The sequence below is a fragment of the Geomonas agri genome, assembly GCF_020179605.1.
In the GTDB taxonomy this organism is placed as follows: domain Bacteria; phylum Desulfobacterota; class Desulfuromonadia; order Geobacterales; family Geobacteraceae; genus Geomonas; species Geomonas agri.
Window position 1 is genome coordinate 834,698 of record NZ_JAINZO010000002.1, and the last position, 16,757, is coordinate 851,454.

At 60.3% G+C, this 16,757-nt stretch carries 16 protein-coding genes; 11 read left to right on the top strand and 5 right to left on the bottom strand.

Annotated elements, in window-relative coordinates; translation table 11 throughout:
* Positions 1 to 124 precede the first annotated feature (124 nt).
* The 3 genes from K7R21_RS15200 (at position 125) to K7R21_RS15210 (ending at position 1,680) form a co-directional block, all read left to right on the top strand.
* Entirely contained in the window at positions 125 to 730 is a 606-nt protein-coding gene (locus K7R21_RS15200) for a peroxiredoxin (RefSeq protein ID WP_224984134.1), read from the top strand.
* 164 nt (positions 731 to 894) lie between these two features.
* Complete coding sequence (locus K7R21_RS15205; protein WP_224984135.1) at positions 895 to 1,305, top strand: exosortase system-associated protein, TIGR04073 family; 411 nt, start codon at positions 895 to 897, stop codon at positions 1,303 to 1,305.
* Between the two features lie 3 nt (positions 1,306 to 1,308).
* Entirely contained in the window at positions 1,309 to 1,680 is a 372-nt protein-coding gene (locus tag K7R21_RS15210) for an exosortase system-associated protein, TIGR04073 family (RefSeq protein ID WP_224984909.1), read from the top strand.
* Between the two features lie 218 nt (positions 1,681 to 1,898).
* On the opposite strand, the gene K7R21_RS15215 is transcribed toward K7R21_RS15210, so the two are convergent.
* Complete coding sequence (locus K7R21_RS15215; protein WP_224984136.1) at positions 1,899 to 2,135, bottom strand: hypothetical protein; 237 nt, start codon at positions 2,133 to 2,135, stop codon at positions 1,899 to 1,901.
* A gap of 277 nt (positions 2,136 to 2,412) precedes the next feature.
* Here K7R21_RS15215 and K7R21_RS15220 point away from each other — a divergent pair, with 277 nt between their 5' ends.
* From K7R21_RS15220 to K7R21_RS15255, 8 genes are all read left to right on the top strand, one after another.
* Complete coding sequence (locus K7R21_RS15220; protein ID WP_224984137.1) at positions 2,413 to 4,902, top strand: TIGR03960 family B12-binding radical SAM protein; 2,490 nt, start codon at positions 2,413 to 2,415, stop codon at positions 4,900 to 4,902.
* A 200-nt stretch (positions 4,903 to 5,102) separates the two neighbouring features.
* A complete protein-coding gene (locus K7R21_RS15225; protein ID WP_224984138.1) occupies positions 5,103 to 6,593 on the top strand; it encodes an Rne/Rng family ribonuclease in 1,491 nt (496 codons plus the stop codon).
* 19 nt (positions 6,594 to 6,612) lie between these two features.
* Positions 6,613 to 7,791, top strand: coding sequence for a formate-dependent phosphoribosylglycinamide formyltransferase (purT, locus tag K7R21_RS15230; RefSeq protein ID WP_224984139.1), 1,179 nt, complete (start codon positions 6,613 to 6,615; stop codon positions 7,789 to 7,791).
* Between the two features lie 115 nt (positions 7,792 to 7,906).
* Positions 7,907 to 8,212: a Rieske (2Fe-2S) protein gene (locus K7R21_RS15235; RefSeq protein WP_224984140.1), complete on the top strand. Its 306-nt coding sequence runs from the start codon at positions 7,907 to 7,909 to the stop codon at positions 8,210 to 8,212.
* A 118-nt stretch (positions 8,213 to 8,330) separates the two neighbouring features.
* Positions 8,331 to 8,639 (top strand): 50S ribosomal protein L21, encoded by a 309-nt coding sequence (rplU, locus tag K7R21_RS15240; RefSeq protein WP_015718499.1) that lies wholly within the window; start codon positions 8,331 to 8,333, stop codon positions 8,637 to 8,639.
* Positions 8,640 to 8,712: 73 nt separating this feature from the next.
* Positions 8,713 to 8,970 carry a 50S ribosomal protein L27 gene (gene rpmA, locus K7R21_RS15245; protein WP_183344437.1) on the top strand — a complete coding sequence of 86 codons (258 nt, stop codon included), beginning with the start codon at positions 8,713 to 8,715 and terminating at the stop codon, positions 8,968 to 8,970.
* A gap of 78 nt (positions 8,971 to 9,048) precedes the next feature.
* Positions 9,049 to 10,065 (top strand): GTPase ObgE, encoded by a 1,017-nt coding sequence (obgE, locus tag K7R21_RS15250; RefSeq protein WP_224984141.1) that lies wholly within the window; start codon positions 9,049 to 9,051, stop codon positions 10,063 to 10,065.
* Between the two features lie 218 nt (positions 10,066 to 10,283).
* Entirely contained in the window at positions 10,284 to 11,219 is a 936-nt protein-coding gene (locus K7R21_RS15255) for an HD-GYP domain-containing protein (protein WP_224984142.1), read from the top strand.
* Positions 11,220 to 11,372: 153 nt separating this feature from the next.
* On the opposite strand, the gene K7R21_RS15260 is transcribed toward K7R21_RS15255, so the two are convergent.
* The 4 genes from K7R21_RS15260 to nuoL are packed head-to-tail and all read right to left on the bottom strand — an operon-like array spanning position 11,373 to position 16,640.
* Entirely contained in the window at positions 11,373 to 12,767 is a 1,395-nt protein-coding gene (locus tag K7R21_RS15260; protein ID WP_224984143.1) for an NADH-quinone oxidoreductase subunit N, read from the bottom strand.
* A gap of 55 nt (positions 12,768 to 12,822) precedes the next feature.
* Positions 12,823 to 13,194: a GxxExxY protein gene (locus K7R21_RS15265; protein WP_224984144.1), complete on the bottom strand. Its 372-nt coding sequence runs from the start codon at positions 13,192 to 13,194 to the stop codon at positions 12,823 to 12,825.
* Between the two features lie 54 nt (positions 13,195 to 13,248).
* Positions 13,249 to 14,727: a complex I subunit 4 family protein gene (locus K7R21_RS15270; RefSeq protein WP_224984145.1), complete on the bottom strand. Its 1,479-nt coding sequence runs from the start codon at positions 14,725 to 14,727 to the stop codon at positions 13,249 to 13,251.
* Positions 14,728 to 14,762: 35 nt separating this feature from the next.
* Positions 14,763 to 16,640: an NADH-quinone oxidoreductase subunit L gene (nuoL, locus tag K7R21_RS15275; protein ID WP_404813658.1), complete on the bottom strand. Its 1,878-nt coding sequence runs from the start codon at positions 16,638 to 16,640 to the stop codon at positions 14,763 to 14,765.
* Between the last annotated feature and the right edge of the window lie 117 nt (positions 16,641 to 16,757).

Below are 16,757 nucleotides of genomic sequence, written 5' to 3' on the forward strand. Positions count from 1 at the left end.
GACATCCCAAAAGGGAAAAGAGACAAATAGGACGCTTTTTATCTTTTTTGATTGACACGGGATTGGACCGCTGGTACAGTTGCTCCCATTAGAATCCCAATCAGCTGAAAGGAGAACAACACCTATGAGTCTTACTACCCTGGTAACTAAGGAAGCCCCCGATTTTACGGCACAGGCGGTAATGCCCGATAACTCCTTCGCAGAGCTCACTCTGTCCAAATATCGCGGCAAGTACGTCGTCCTCTTTTTCTACCCGCTCGACTTCACCTTCGTTTGCCCCTCCGAAATCCTCGCCTTCGACAAGAGGGTCGCGGAATTCAAGGAGAAGAACTGCGAAGTGATCGGCGTCTCGGTAGACTCCAGGTTCACCCACTTGGCCTGGAAAAACACCGCGGTAGAAAACGGCGGTATCGGCAATGTCCAGTATCCGCTGGTCGAGGACCTCGACAAGGGCATCGCCAGGAGCTACGGCATTTTGCTGAATGAGTCGGTTGCACTGCGCGGGCTCTTCCTCGTCGATACCAAGGGCGTCGTACGCCACTCCGTCATCAACGACCTGCCGCTGGGCCGCAGCGTCGGGGAGGCACTCAGGATGTTGGATGCGCTCCAGTTTGTCGAGACCCACGGCGGCGAAGTCTGCCCGGCCAACTGGCAGGAAGGTGAGGAGTCAATGAAGGCTTCCACTAGCGGCGTCGCCGAATATCTCGCCAAGAAGCACGGTAAGAAGTAACATCCACACCAGACACTGAATAAACAGAAGGCGCGGTTTTTCCAACCGCGCCTTTTTTGTTACTGATTGCCTCAATGACAAAGATAGTGCTGTCTTGCCAATGAAAGACATCTATGCTACAAGAACATAGCATTTATCGACATGTAGCTCAAAAAGGAGTCGACATGCGTATCAAGGCCGCCCTGTTATCCCTGTTGTTGCTCATGGTTTTTGCCACGTCTTCGTTTGCTTTGGAAGGTCAGCAACCGGAGGCAATTGCCGAGAAGATGGCGTTCAAACTGGTTCGCGGGGTGACCAATACGGTGACCTCAGTGGTAGAGGTGCCTAAACAGTCTTACCTGATGGTGCGGGACCACGGTGGCGTCGGCTACGTGGTCGGGCCCCTCAAAGGCATGGGGATGGCCTTCTATCGCTTGCTGACCGGCCTGACCGAGACCGTCTTTTTTGCGGTGCCCCAGCCTGGCTACTACGATCCTCTGATCTCTCCGGAATTCGTCTGGGAAGGTTGGGAGGAAAAAAGGGTTGAGCCGAGAGGGCAGAGCGAGGCGCAACCTGTTCCGGCCAAGGGAGAGTAGATGATGCAGAAGAGGCTTGTTGTTCTGGCCATGCTGGCGTTGGCCTTGGTGCTGATCGCAGAAAAGGGGCATGCCGCCGATGCCCGTACTGTGGATAGCGCCTCCGCGCAAGAGGTTGTGGACGGTATGGCCAACAAGCTAGTTCGTGGCGTTGCCAACATCGCGACCGGGTGGCTGGAATTCCCGAAGCAGATCTATATCACCTGCAAGGAAGAAGGGGCCGCCAAGTGTATCGCCGTCGGTCCCATCAAGGGAATAGGTATGACGCTGGTGCGAACGGTATCTGGTGTCGGTGAGACAGCCACCTTCTTCCTGGCGTATCCCGGCTTCTACGATCCGTATCTCGACCCGGGCTACGCCTGGCAGAAGGAGTAGGCAGACCGAGTACCGCTGCCAGAAACGTAAAAAGATCCAAGGCTCGTTCCGCAATCGGACCCCTTGGATCTTTTTTTATGCCCGCGGAGCAACGGCAGGCGTTCGATCTATCCCCTCGTGAGGACACTGGGTGTGACGGGAAGCTTAGGCTTCCATCGGAAATAAAAAAAGGCCGCATCGTGAGATGCGGCCTCTCGCAATTACCCGTTAAAGGGAAATTACTTTGCAGCCGGAGCAGCCGGAGCAGCGGCTTTCTCTTCTTTCTTCTCTTCTTTCTTAGCAGCGGCTTTCTTAGCTTTTTTCTTCTTCGGAGCAGCTTTCTTAGCCGGAGCTTTCTCTTCTTTCTTAGCCTCTGCAGCCGGAGCAGCAGCCGGAGCAGCGTCAGCAGCGAAAACAACACCAGCGAAAGCAACAGCAACGAGAGCAGCAACTACGGAGGACAGAACTTTTTTCATGGTGATTCTCCTTGTACAAAATGGGTTGGTGTCAGACGTAGAGCAGGTTGTGTGCCAACCTCTCATTATAAGTGTAAACACTTGAAACTGCGTCCGGCTCCACCAGGGGCGACCAAGTCTCTCATGATAATGCCGCCCCATATGCTCCAGCGAGTACCGCATATGGGGTATACTTTGTTGCGGTCCGTGCCTGTGGCGAGGGTATATTGCTTGCCAGCGCTTCGAATATTTTGTTATTATGTCCGGTCACGGCTAAGCTGGGCTATCTGGGGGATTTTTGAGCAATAACATACTTTTGTCAGTGGAAAAACCCGCCCGCTACATGGGTGGGGAGATGGGAACAGTTGCCGACCGGGAAGGAGCGCTCCGTTTTGTGCTCGCTTTCCCTGACGTGTATGAAATAGGGATGAGTCATCTCGGGCTGCAGGTCCTCTACGGCGTTCTGAAAGGGGTGCCCTGGGTCATGCCCGAGCGGGCCTACGCCCCGTGGCCTGACCTCGAGGAGTCGTTGCGTGCCGAAGCCAAGCCCTTGGTCACGCTGGAGGCGGGGACGCCTTTGGCTCAGGCCGATATACTCGGTTTCACCCTGCAGTACGAGCTTTCCTACACCAACATCCTGAACATGCTGGACCTCTCAGGGATCCCGCTGCTTGCCGGTGACCGGCCCGAAGGGTATCCGCTCGTCATCGCGGGCGGCCCCTGCGCGTACAACCCGGAACCGCTGGCCGACTTCTTCGACGCCTTCCTGATCGGTGACGGGGAAGAGGCAGTGATCGAACTGGCAGAATGCGTGCGCACCGCGAAGGCTGAGGGTATCGCCAAGACCGAACTTCTGGAGCGCTTGGCGCGGATCGAAGGGGTCTACATCCCTTCCCTGTTCGAGGTGAGCTATCACGACGACGGCAGGATCGCCGCCATCACATCAAAGAAAGAGTGGTACCGGGGCGTGCGCAGGCGTTTCGTCGCCGACCTGGAGACCGCCTACTACCCGACCTCCCCCATCGTCCCGTTCCTGAAGACGGTGCACGACCGGGTCAGCGTCGAGATTTCCCGTGGCTGCACGCGGGGTTGCAGGTTTTGCCAGGCAGGGTATATTTATCGTCCTGTGCGCGAGCGCAGCCCCGAGCGGGTCTTCGAGATTATGGAAGAGGCGCTGCACAACACCGGTTACGACGAGATATCGCTCCTCTCCCTCTCCACTGGCGACTACGGCTGCCTGACCCCGCTGCTCAAGGGGCTCATGGACCGCTACTCGGCTCAGAAGAAGGCTGTCTCGCTTCCCTCGATGCGAGTTGGGAGCCTGAGCGACGAGATGGCGGAGGAGATCCGCCGGGTGCGCAAGACCGGTTTCACGCTGGCCCCGGAAGCGGGAAGCGAGCGGCTCCGGAGCGTGATCAACAAGGGGATTACCGAACAGGCGCTCCTGGAGAACGCCGGCTCGGTCTACCGTAACGGCTGGCGTCTGATCAAGCTCTACTTCATGATCGGCCTGCCGACGGAGACCATGGAGGACGTGGACGGGATCGTGGAACTCTCCCGCGAGGTGAAGCGACAGGGGAAATTCGCCGGCAACGGTGGTGACGTCAACGTCTCCGTGTCGAGCTTCGTACCCAAGCCGCACACCCCGTTCCAGTGGGAGCCGCAGATCAGCGAAGCCGAGATCGTCGAAAAGCAGCGCTACCTGCGCGACGCACTCAAGAAGAAGAAGCTGATCATGAAGTGGCAGGACGCCTCGCTGTCCGGGATGGAAGGGGTCTTCGCCCGCGGCGATCGCCGACTCTCGAAGCTCCTCATCGAGGCGCACCGGCTGGGCTGCCGTTTTGACGGCTGGTGGGAGCACTTTGACCGCCTCAAGTGGGCGCAGGCCTTCGAGAATTCCGGCATCGACCCGATCTTCTACCTGAGGCGGCGCGAGCTGGACGAGGTGCTCCCTTGGGATCACATCGACTGCGGCGTGACCAAGTCCTTCCTGCTCCAAGAGCGCGAGGCGTCGCTGGTCGGCGCGGCCACCCCGGACTGCCGCTTCGATCGCTGCACCGGCTGCGGGGTCTGCGACTTCAAGGACATAAAGCTGCGGCTCAACGAGCCGGTTCCCTTTGGCACCTACGCCAGCCAGTCCGCTGTACCTGAGCCGACCGAAGACGCGCAGAGGATCCGGATCCGGTTCGAGAAGGTCGGCCGCATGCGCTTCCTGAGCCACCTGGAGATGCTGACCCTGTTCACCAGGGCGGTGGGGCGCTCCGGCATCCCGATCCGATATTCGCAGGGGTTCCATCCCCACCCGAAGTTCTCCTTTGCCACCGCACTCTCCGTCGGCATCGAGTCCTATGCGGAGTACATGGATTTCGAGGTTGATGCCGGTTACACGGCAGCCCAGTTGCAGCAGGCTCTAAACGCGACCCTACCGGAGGGGGTGCGGGTGCTGGAGGCGGATGAGATCCCGCTGCGGGCCCCGGCCCTTTCCGTGATCATGGACAAAGTGCGCTATCGCGTGACCCTTCCCGAGGAACTGGCCCATGACCTGGAGGCGAAGGCCGCGGCCTTCCTAGCCTTGGAATCATCGCCGGTCAAACGCGAGAAGAAGGGGAAGGCAACCGAGTTCGACCTGCGCCACGAACTGGCCGAGCTGAAGGTCGAAGGTCGGGCGCTGGAGATGGTGGCGGGGCGCGGCAAGCTGCTCGAGTTCGCCAGCGCCATCCTGGGTGTTCCGGCCGCCGACCTCAAAGAGGCGCGGCTGGAGAAGCTGGAAGTGCTCTTCAAGGAATAAACAGGGCTGCGTTCTGTGTGGAACCTGTAGGGGCGAATTATGATTCGCCCCCCTCCACGCGCCACTGGTCCGGCTGCCGCACAGATGTGCAAGCGGGGACCGCAGCGGCTGGGCGAATAGTATTCGCCCCCTACAGGACGCAGACGTCAAACCTGAAACAGTTTTGCTTTTGAATTTAATAGATACAGGAAGGGGTTAGCATGGGAAACGAGTTGGTCATCAACACCACCTCCCACGAAACCCGCATCGCGCTCATCGAGAACGGCACCATAGCGGAGCTGTACGTCGAGAGGAGCAGGGTGAAGGGGATCATCGGCAACATTTACAAGGGAAAGGTGGTCCGGGTGCTGCCGGGTATGCAGGCGGCATTCGTGGACATCGGGCTGGAAAAAGCGGCCTTCCTCTACGTGGCGGACGTCTTCGACGCCATGGACGAGTACGACAGCTACATCGAGCCGGAGGAGGGCGAGGAGCCGGTGCCGCACCCGCTGCACCCGATTGAGGAGCTGCTGCAGGAAGGGCAGGAGCTCCTGGTGCAGATCTCCAAGGAGCCGATCGGCACCAAGGGAGCCCGCATTACCGCCCACATCTCGCTGCCGGGACGGCACCTGGTCTACATGCCGACCGTGGACCACGTCGGCATCTCCCGCCGCATCGAGGACGAGGCCGAGCGTGAGCGCCTGAAGGAGATCGTGGACCGCATCAAGCCGGTCGGCGGCGGCTTCATCGTCCGGACCGTCTCGGAAGGCAAGAGCGAAGAGGACCTGGTCGCCGACCTGCACTACCTCACCAAGCTCTGGGACGAGATCGCCAAGAAGAAGGACAAAGCGGGCGCGCCCACCCTGATCCACTCCGACCTGGACGTGACCCAGAAGGTCGTACGCGACATCCTCACCGAGTCGGTCGAGCGCATCGTGGTGGACTCCAAGCCCGAGCACGACAAGATCGTCCAGTTCATCAGCACCTTCATGCCCAAGATGAAGTACTCCATCGAGCTTTACGACGAGGAGGAGCCGATCTTCGACCATTTCGGCCTCGAGGTGGAGATCAGCCGCGCGCTGGGGCGCAAGGTCTGGCTGAAATCGGGCGGCTACATCATCATCGAGCAGACCGAGGCACTGACCGCCATCGACGTCAACACCGGTCGCTACGTCGGCAAGCACAACCTCGAAGACACCATCCTCAAAACCAACCTGGAAGCGGTCAAGGAGATCGCCTACCAGCTGCGCCTGAGGAACCTGGGCGGGATCATCATCATCGACTTCATCGATATGGAGAAGGAGGTGAACCGCGAGAAGGTCTACGGTGCGCTGGAAGAGGCACTCAAGAGCGACAAGTCCAAGACCAACATTCTGAAGATCTCCGAGCTCGGCCTGGTTGAGATGACCAGGAAACGGGTGCGCGAGAGCCTCGGGCGCATGATGTGCGAGCCCTGTCCGTACTGCGAGGGGCGCGGCTACGTGAAGTCCAAGATCACCGTCTGCCACGAGATCTTCCGCGAGCTGCGCCGCGAGATGCTCGACATCCGCGGCACCAAGGTGATGCTCACCGTGCACCCGCAGGTGGCCGACCTCCTTTACGACGAGGAGCGCCGCGGCCTCGAGGAGCTGGAGAAGAACTTCAAGAAGCGGATCACCGTGCGCGCCAAGCCCGGCTTCCACCAGGAACAGTTCGAAGTAGCAGTCAGCTAATTTATATTCAGGAGAGAAGATGATTGGCACGCCGCTGAAAAATGGTGCGACGAGGATGATGCTGCTGGGCTCCGGTGAGCTCGGTAAGGAAGTGGCCATCGAGGCCCAGAGGTTCGGGATCGAGGTGGTCGCGGTCGACCGCTATGCCGATGCGCCGGCGATGCAGGTCGCACACAGAAGCCATGTGATCGACATGCTGAACCGCGAGCAGTTGGACCGGGTGGTGCGTTTGGAGCAGCCTACCTACATCGTGCCCGAGATCGAGGCGATCAACACCGAATACCTTCTGGAGTTGGAAGCGGAAGGCTTCAATGTCATCCCGACGGCGCGTGCCGCCAACCTCACCATGAACCGTGAGGGGATCCGCCGCCTCGCTGCCGAGGAGCTTGGCCTACCCACCGCCGCCTACCGTTTCGCCACCAGCATGGAAGAGTTCCGCGAGGCGGTCGCCGCCATCGGCCTTCCCTGCGTCGTCAAGCCGATCATGAGCTCCTCCGGCAAGGGGCAGAGCGTTCTGCGCGACGCGGCCGACATGGAACGCTGCTTCAAATACGCCATCGAGGGGGCGCGCGGCGCCTCCAACAAGGTGATCGTCGAGGAGTTCATCCCGTTCGACTACGAGATCACCCTGCTCACCGTGCGCCACGTCGGCGGCACAAGCTTCTGTCCTCCCATCGGGCATCGCCAGATTGACGGTGACTACCACGAATCCTGGCAGCCGACCCCGATGGTCCCGGCGGTGCTGGCCGAGGCGCAGCGTCAGGCGGAGGCCGTGACCGGTTCCTTGGGCGGACGCGGCATCTTCGGCTGCGAGTTCTTCGTCACCGGCGACAAGGTCTGGTTCTCCGAGGTTTCGCCCAGGCCGCACGACACCGGCATGGTGACCATGATTTCCCAGAACCTGTCCGAGTTCGAGCTGCACGTGCGCGCCATTTTGGGCCTTCCCGTGCCTGAGGTGGTGAGCCAGGGGTGCGCCGCCTCGCATGTGATCCTGGCCGAGGAGCCGACTGCAGAGGTGGGCTTCGAAGGAGTCGCCGAGGCGCTGGAGGTTCCTGGCAGCAAGCTGCGTCTCTTCGGCAAACCTGATACCAGGAAGGGGCGCCGCATGGGCGTGGCACTCGTTTTCGGCGCCGATTGTGACGAGGCGAGGCAGAAGGCCGAGCGGTCGGCGCACTGCGTGAAGATCGTGAAGCGGTAATGGGCACCGTCTCCTGGTGCTCTTCCCCTTGGAGGGAGAGCGCGAGGGGCGTTGCGTAAGGCGATAAATTAAGACGATACAAGCGGGGCCCACATCTTAGATCCGGAGGTGTTCCATGGTATTTGCCGCGAAAGTTTCCGAAGTTCCTGAATTTGGCAAGAAGCTGGTTGAGGTTGGCGGGGAGAAGATCCTCCTGGTGAAGACCAAGGGGGCGATCTACGCCTGCGAGCACGAATGCCCGCACCAGGGCGCGCCGCTGCAGGGTGCGTTGATAAAGGAGGCAGGAAAGCTTTCCTGCCAGCGCCACGGCTACCGTTTCGACCTGGTTACCGGTGCCTGCCCGGAGCACCCTGAGTGCGTCCCGCTGAAGATCTACCCGGTCGAGATCCGCGGCGACGAGGTCTTTGTCGACCTCGATTAGCCTCTGTCGCGTCTCCGCAGAAAAATTGGCGGCGACGGAAAAAAACCTTGACTCAAAATACTTTTCAAGATAAGTTTGACCGCTCAATTGTAAATCCAGAGTAAAGGTGGTGAAGTACATGTACGCAGTAGTCAAAACCGGAGGGAAGCAATACAAAGTTTCCGAAGGCGACTTTCTCAAAGTCGAAAAGCTGGAGGGTGCGGTAGGTGATACCGTCGAAATCTCCGACGTCCTGATGGTTGGCGGCGATAAGGTTGTTATCGGAACACCTTTAGTGCCCAGCGCCTCTGTAGTCGGCAAGATCGTCGAGCAGGGCAAAGACAAGAAGATTCTGGTCTTCAAGTCCAAGCGCCGGAAAAACTCCAGGAAACTTAACGGGCACCGTCAACTCAGGACTATTCTGTTGATTGAGAAGATTAACGCCTAGGTAATATTCAAACGGCGGTGCGGCAGCCGGGATTCGTTGGGATCAGGGCCGCTACCGGCAGAAGGAGCAGAAAATGGCACACAAGAAAGGCGTCGGTAGTTCCAGGAACGGTCGCGACTCCGACGGCCAAAGACTTGGTTGCAAGAAGTTTGGCGGCGAAGCCGTCAAAGCTGGCAACATCATCTACCGTCAGCACGGCACCAAGATCCACCCGGGCAACAACGTAGGCCTCGGTAAGGATTACACGCTGTACGCCCTGATCGAGGGCGTGGTAAAGTTCGAGCGTCTGGGCAAGGACCGCAAGAAGGTCTCTGTCTACCCGGCCAACTAGCCAGCGCAGCAAGACGAAAGTGTGAAAGCCCGGAGCCGCAAGGTCCGGGCTTTTGCCGTTTGCACAGGATAAAACTTAATGAGTTTCATAGATGAAGTAAAAATTTACGTGAAGTCCGGCGACGGCGGTGCAGGATGCGTCTCGTTCCGCCGCGAGAAATTCATTCCGCTGGGCGGACCCGACGGCGGCGACGGCGGCAAGGGGGGCGATGTGGTTTTCAGGGTGTCATCGCACCTCTCCACGCTCCTCGACCTGCGCCAGCATCCGCACCAGAAGGCCGGCCGCGGCAGAAACGGCATGGGCAGCGACCGCCACGGCGCCAACGGCGCGATCAAGGAGATCCTGGTTCCGCGGGGTACCGTGATCAAGGACGCCGAAACCGATGAGATCCTCGCCGACCTCACCGAGCCAGATTCGTCGATCGTGCTCCTCAAAGGGGGACGTGGCGGCCAGGGCAATGCCCGCTTCAAGACGGCGACCCACAAGGCGCCCAAGTTCGCCCAGCCGGGTGAGCCGGGCGAGGAGCGCTGGATTCGCCTGGAACTGAAGCTGATGGCCGACGTCGGCCTGCTGGGCATGCCGAGCGTGGGCAAGTCCTCCCTCATTAGCAAGATCTCGGCGGCCCGCCCGAAAATCGCCGAATACCACTTCACCACGCTGAAGCCGAACCTGGGGGTGGTCAAATACAAGAACTACCGCAGCTTCGTGATGGCCGATATCCCGGGCCTCATCGAAGGAGCGAGCGAGGGGGCGGGGCTTGGCCACCGTTTCCTCAAGCACCTGGAGCGCACCGGGCAGCTTCTGCACCTGCTCGATCTCTCCTGGATGCCGGACCGCGATCCCATCGCAGAGTACGAAGCGATCAACCGCGAACTAGCTCTCTTCAACCCGGAACTGGCCGAGAAGCGGCAGACCGTGGTGGTCAACAAGATCGACCTGCCGCACGTCAAGGAGAACTTGAAAGAGGTGCTCCCCTACTTCGAGGAGCGCGGCATCAAGGTCTTCCCGATTTCAGCGGCCACCGGTGAGGGGATACCCGAGCTTCTGGACGACATCGCTCTGAACCTTTGGGGTGAGCCGGACGAGACCTGGTAGGGACTTAAATAGACAGGTGTGAAAAGGGGGAGGGCCGACAGGCTGCTCCCCCTTTTTTGTTCTGGTTTTGGGACGGGGTGGGAGGAATCCCTAAGGCGGCAATCACGGAAAGACATGGTAGACTAACGTTTGTCTTTTTTAATAAATAGAGCGAAAGTGGTCGGAATGTTCCAGTAGTATTGCAGCGGCGCGGTTCCCACTTCTTCAGGAGGTCGGGTATGTACCGAATGATCCAGCTGGAATCCCTGATACCGGAAACACTGCCGGGGGTCGCCCTGTTCATCAAGCATGGCGAAAACCACGTACTGTACAAGGACCCGAAACTCTCATTCACCCAGAGCGACAAGGAGCGGCTGCTCGACAACAATGTGAAGCACCTCTTTGTCAAGGCTGCGGAAATGTCGACCTACAACCAGTACGTGGAGGCTAATCTTCCGTTGCTGCTGTGCGACGACAGTATCGAGCCGGAACTCAAGCAGACCATGCTCTACCAGGCTTCAGTCAACTACGTGCAGGAAATTTTCGACAGCCCCGCCATTGCTATCAGGCAGAACGCCGACCGCTGCCGTAACCTCATCAAGCACATCCTCAATGACGTAATGAGTTCAGACGGTGTGATGCCGGCGCTGAGCAGCCTGGTAGACCACAACGCCTATACCTACGTGCATTCGGTCCAGGTCGCCACCTACTCGATTGCCCTGCACATTAAGGAGTTCGATCTCGGCAAGGACGAGCTGATGGACGTGGGCATGGGGTCGCTGTTCCACGACTACGGCAAGGTCTATGTTCCGAAGGAGTTGCTGGACAAGCCGGGCAAGCTCTCGGCAACGGAGTTCCAGGAAGTGAAGAAACACCCGGTTTATGGCTATAGCACTTTGAAGGACCTGGAGATCTTCACGCCGGTTGCCCTGGGCATCGTCAAACACCACCACGAAAAGGAGAATGGTAGCGGCTACCCCGATGGCCTGGCCAGCTATGACATCGCCAGGAGTTCCAAGATCACCGCCATAGCCGACGTCTTCAGCGCTCTGACCACCAACAGGTCCTATCGACAAGCCCTCACCAAGGAGAAAGCGCTGGAGATCATGTACGGCGAGATGGACGGCTCCTTCGATCTTCAGTATCTGAGCACCTTCCGTGATAGTCTGCAGTAGTCACCACCCAGGGGAAACAACGTAAAAAGGCACCCTCCCTATGGGGTGGTGCCTTTTGTGAGCCTTCATCCGGGGGGGCAGGCACCTGCGGTGCCAGTCCCCTCAGCCATTCCGCTCGTTCCGGAATCACAAGCTGAGGAATAACAAACCGCTTCAGTGCAACGCCGCCTCGATTGCCCCCAGCAGTGGCCCGGGGTAAACCCCAATTACCAGGATCATGATAGATGCGCAGCAGAGGGCGATGCCCTCGGCAAGCGAGACAGGCTTGGGCGCTGGAGCTTCTCCGCGGTGCATGTAGAGCTGAGCTACCACCCTGAGGTAGAAATAGGCGGAAGCCGCGGCGCATAGGATGCCGATGATAGCGAGGGCGATAGCGCCACCCTTTATGGCGGAGTAGAAGATGAAGAACTTACCGACAAAGCCTGCTGCCGGCGGAATGCCCGCCAGGGAGATCATGGCGAGAGCCAGCACGCCGCCGCGCAAGGGAGCAGTGAAGCCGAGCCCGGCATAGTCAGTGATCAGTTCTCTCTCCTGCTCGACCGAAAGAGAGGAGATGGCGCCGAAGGCGGCCAAGTTCATGGCGGTGTAGACCGCGCCGTAGAGCAGGACCGCGGCGTAGCCGTCACGACTGCCGCTCATCAGGGCGAGGGCCAGGTATCCCATGTGCGCCACCGAGGAGTAGGCCAGCATCCTCTTTATATTCTGCTGCGGCAGCGCGGCAAGGTTGCCAAGCACCATGGAAAGCACCGACAATGCGGCGAGCGGAACACGAAGCTCTACCATGGGGGGGGACAAGGCCAGCAGCATCAGCAGAAGCGCCGCTGCCGCCACTTTGGAGCTAGTGGAGAGAAAGGCGGAAACGGGTGCGGGGGCGCCTTGGTAGACGTCCGGCGTCCAGAGGTGCCCAGGGACCAGGGAGAGTTTGAAAGCCATCCCTACGAGGATGACACCCCACCCTGCCGAGATGATGGCGCGGTTGTCGGGGCGGGCCAGGGCGCCAGAGAGTTGAAGAGTGCCGCTGCCGGTGAAGAGCAGGGCGAAGCCGAAGGCGGTGAACGCGGCGGCGACCGCTCCGAGCAGCAGGTACTTCAGTCCCGCCTCACCCGATTCTGCCCGGTTCAGGTCCATGCTGACCAGGATGTAGAAGGCGAAGGAGACCGATTCCAGCGCGAGGAACAGCACCAGCATATTGGTTGCACAGGGGAGCACGCAGGTGGCGAACAGGGCGAAGAGCACCGTGGCGGGGAATTCCTCCCCCTTGATGCCGCGGCGTTCATTGTAGCTGTGGGAGAGGAGCAGGGTAAGCGCAGCGGCGAAGCAAAAGAGCGGGATCAGGAACCTGGCCAGCGGCGTGAACGCAAGGCCCGTGACTGCCTGAGTGGATGTCGGTGTCGAGAGGGCTGCCCAGATGCCTGCGGCCGCCGAGGTCGTCACGCCGATGGCGGTAAGGCTAGCCGACAAGAGCACCGGTCCGACCAGCAGCACGAACAGCGCCCCCGCCGCAGTGATGATAATCGGCATGATGGAATATAAATCAGCAAGCGTCATTAGATGCTCCAACGATAAAAGCTCACCACAGAGGTCTCAGAGGTCCACAGAGTACTCAGAGGATAATCCTTTCAATACCGTCCTTCAGGTGGAGTTCTCCAAAGTTCAGGAGAAGGCCTAACTTCTTTTTACTCAACTTGAGATATGACAGGAGCTGCGCTTTGTGGACAGGGTGCAGTTTTTCCAGGGCCTTTAGCTCTACGATGATCTGCTCTTCCACAAGAAGGTCGACCCGGTACCCCAAGTCAATAGTCACCCCGTCGTAAAAGACAGGGAGGCACACTTGGGTGGCAGTCCTAAAGCCTCGTTTTACCAGTTCGTGATTGAGACATGCCTCGTAGGCGCTTTCCAATAACCCGGGACCAAGTGTCGTATGGACTTTGAGAGCTGCATCGATGATATGCCCTGTAATGAGATTAGCTTCCATACAAGGTTTTCCTCCGTGCTCTCTGTGGACCTCTGAGTCCTCTGTGTTCCGGGTTTACTGCTTCAACAGGACCTCCAACGGTGCTCTAAACAGTTCCAGCACCGGCCCCGGGTGCACGCCGAGGGCGACCACCACCAGCGCCATCACGCCCAGCACCCCCGCCTCCCTCAGCGACAGGTCCTTAAGTTCCAGCGGCGTCTTCTCTTTGCCGAACACCACCTCCTGAACCAACCGTACCGTATAGACCAGCGTCAGTATGGTCCCCAGGAAGGCGAGGGCGGCAGCCAGCGGCGCGACCCGGAAGGTCCCGACCAGGATGATCAGCTCGCTGACAAAGTTGTTGAGCCCCGGCACCCCGGCTGACGCCATGTTGAAGACGAGGAAGAAGAAGGAAAAGACGGGTATCTTGCCCCAGGTGCCGCCGAAGCTGGAAAGATCGCGGTTCTCTGCCCGCTCCTCCAGCATGCCGACCACGACGAACAGCGCACCGGTGGTAACGGCATGGTTCACCATCTGCAGCAGCGCGCCTGACACCGCGACGGGACTCCAGGCGGCGATGCCGAGCGCTACGAAGCCCATGTGGCTGACGCTCGAATAGGCCAGCATCCGCTTCATGTCCCGCTGCGCGAAGGCGATCCAGGCAAAGTAGCCGATGCCGAGCACGGCCACCACGTAGATCAGCGGCGTGAGAGCGCGCGATGCCTCGGGAAAGAGCGGAAACGCAATGCGGATCAGGCCATAAGCGGCGGTTTTGGAGAGGAGGCTGCCGAGCATAAGCGTGCCGGCAATGGGGGCGTCGCAATAGGCATCCGGCTGCCAGGTATGCAGCGGGAACAGCGGGAACTTGATGGCAAAGGAGAGCAGGAACGCGGCGAACAGCCATAGCCCGGTCTCGTACGGGATGCTGGTGCGCACCAACTCGGGCAAGGCGAAGGTGTAGCTCGCGGTTTGCGCCCCGTGCATCAGGTAAAGCGCGATGATGGCCAGCAGCATGAGCAGCGAGCCGACGAAGGTGTAGAGGAAGAACTTGATGGTGGAGTACACCGGCCGGCCGCGCCCCCAGACGCCGATCAAAAGCAGCATCGGGATCAGCATAGCCTCCCAGAAAAGGTAGAAGAGGAACAGGTCGAGGCTCAGGAACAGACCTTGTACGGCGGCCTGCAGGGCGAGCAAAAGGGAGAAGAACAGCCCGGCTCGCTCCTTCACCTGCCAGGCGGAGAGCACGGCGATCACGGTGATGAAGGCAGTCAGCAGGGTCATCACGAGGCTGATTCCGTCCATACTCAGTGTAAAGCGGATCCCGAACCGTTCGATCCACGCTGCATCCTGGTAGAGGAAGAACCCGGCCGGCGTGCCAGCAGCTTTCTCGCCGGTCAGCGCGAGCGGCCACAGGCACAGCGCCAGTTCGGCCAGGCTGAACGCGAGCGCGACGCCACGTGCCGCCGCGTCGCTGCGCCGGAGGGCGAAGACCAGCAGCGACCCGCAGAGCGGGAAGAAGACCAGCAGCGTGAGTATCGGGATGAGAGAAGTCATCGGCAGTTCCCGTTGGCGCGCAGGCGCCGGTTACGTTACAGCGCGAGCCAGGCGAGGTAGCCCAATATCAAGGCTGCCCCGGCGGCGAAACTGATGAGATAGACAGCAACTTTCCCGGTGCTCCAGCGCCCGAACAAGCCTCCAACGCCGCCCACACCCGAACCGAGGCCGTCCACGGTGGCATCGATCACGGCTTCATCGACGCGCTGCCACAAGAACCCGGCCAGCGCCTGGTAGGGGCGGATCAGCACGAGGTCGTACAGCTTGTCGAAGTACCATCCTTGGGCCAGGAAGGAGATCAGCGGGGTCGACTGTGCCTGCGCCTCGCGCATCCGCTCCGCCCGACCCTTTCCATAGCGTAGGTACGCTGCCAGCAGGCCGACCAGCGCGACGACACCGGCCACGGCCTGTAGCGTGATCTCCTGCTCGTGCGAGGCGGTAGGGAGGTCGCCGGCGGGGAGCGCCGCAAAGAAGCCGCTCAAATAACCGCCTCCAAGATAGGCCGGGAGGTCGAGCAGGCCGCCGAACAGCCCGAGGATGGCGAGCGGAATCAACACCACCTGCATCACGGTGAGTCCGGAGTTGCGGTGTACGTGCCCGTTGTCACCAGCGAAGACCAGGAAGACCAGCCTGAAGCTGTAGTAGGCGGTGATCAATGCGGTTACCAGCCCGAGCAGGTAGAGGGCCTGGTACAGCACGCCCCCCTTGATCCAGACCGCGAGGAGAATGCTGTCCTTGGAGAAGAAGCCACCGGTGAGGGGGATGCCGGCCAGGCAGGCGGCGCCTACCAGGAAGCTCCAGAACGTCAGCGGCAGCGAACGCCTCAGCCCACCCATCTTGTAGATGTCCTGCTCGTGGTGCATGGCGGCGATGACGCAGCCGGCGCCAAGGAAGAGCAGCGCCTTGAAGAAGGCGTGCACCAGCAGGTGGAAGGTCGCGGCGGTCACCGCCCCGGCACCGACGCCGAGCATCATGTAGCCGATCTGGCTTATGGTCGAATAGGCGAGCACCCGTTTCAGATCGCGTTGCGCCAGGGCGCAGGTGGCGCCGTAGAAGGCGGTCACTGCACCGGTGACGGCGATGGCTGCGAGGGCCGCCTTGGAGCCTCCGATCAGCGGCAAAAGGCGCGCCAGCAGGTAAACGCCGGCGGTGACCATGGTGGCAGCGTGGATCATGGCGGAGACCGGGGTCGGGCCGGCCATTGCGTCGGGGAGCCAGACCATGAGCGGCACTTGGGCCGACTTGCCCATGGCGGCGATCAGGAACAGGATGCCCAGCATGGTGATGACGGAAACGGGCATCAGGAAGCCCATCCCGTTCACCTTGGTGATGGAAAGAGTGCCGAAGAGCTGGAACACCCAGGCCAGCGCGATCATGAGCGCCACGTCGCCGATCCTGGTGGTGATGAAGGCCTTCCTGCCGGCATCGGCGTTGGCGGGATCCGAGTACCAGAAGCCGATCAGCAGGTACGAGCAGAAGCCCACCCCTTCCCAGCCGAGGTACAGTAGCGGCAGGGTCTCCCCGAGGACCAGGGTCAACATGGCGAACACGAACAGGTTCAACAGGGCGAAGTAACGCGCGTAGTCCTGGTCCTCGCGCATGTAGAAGACGGAATAGACGTGGATCAGCCCGCAAACGAAGCCGATCATCACCGCCATGGAGAGCGAAAGGGGGTCAAGGTAGAGCGAAAAGGGGATGGCAAGATCGAAGCTCGCGAACCAGTCGGCGAGGGGGATCACCTGCGGCCTGCTATAGGCGGCGGCCGCCAGCGCGGCGCAGACGAAGCTCCCCCACACCGTAGCGCAGGCGAGCACCTCCACCAGCGCGCGCGGCAGCTTACGGCCGGCAACGGCGCAGGTGAGGCCGCCAAAAAGCGGGAAAAGGAGCATCAATGTCAGGTAGGTAGGCAGCATCAGTGTCCTTTGTCGTTCTGTGTCTATCCACGTCCCCCTCCCTCTGGGAGAGGGTGCCCGTAGGGCGGGTGAGGGCGTAGCCTAGAGCAGCATGCTTGCCGGGTGCCGGCGCCCTCA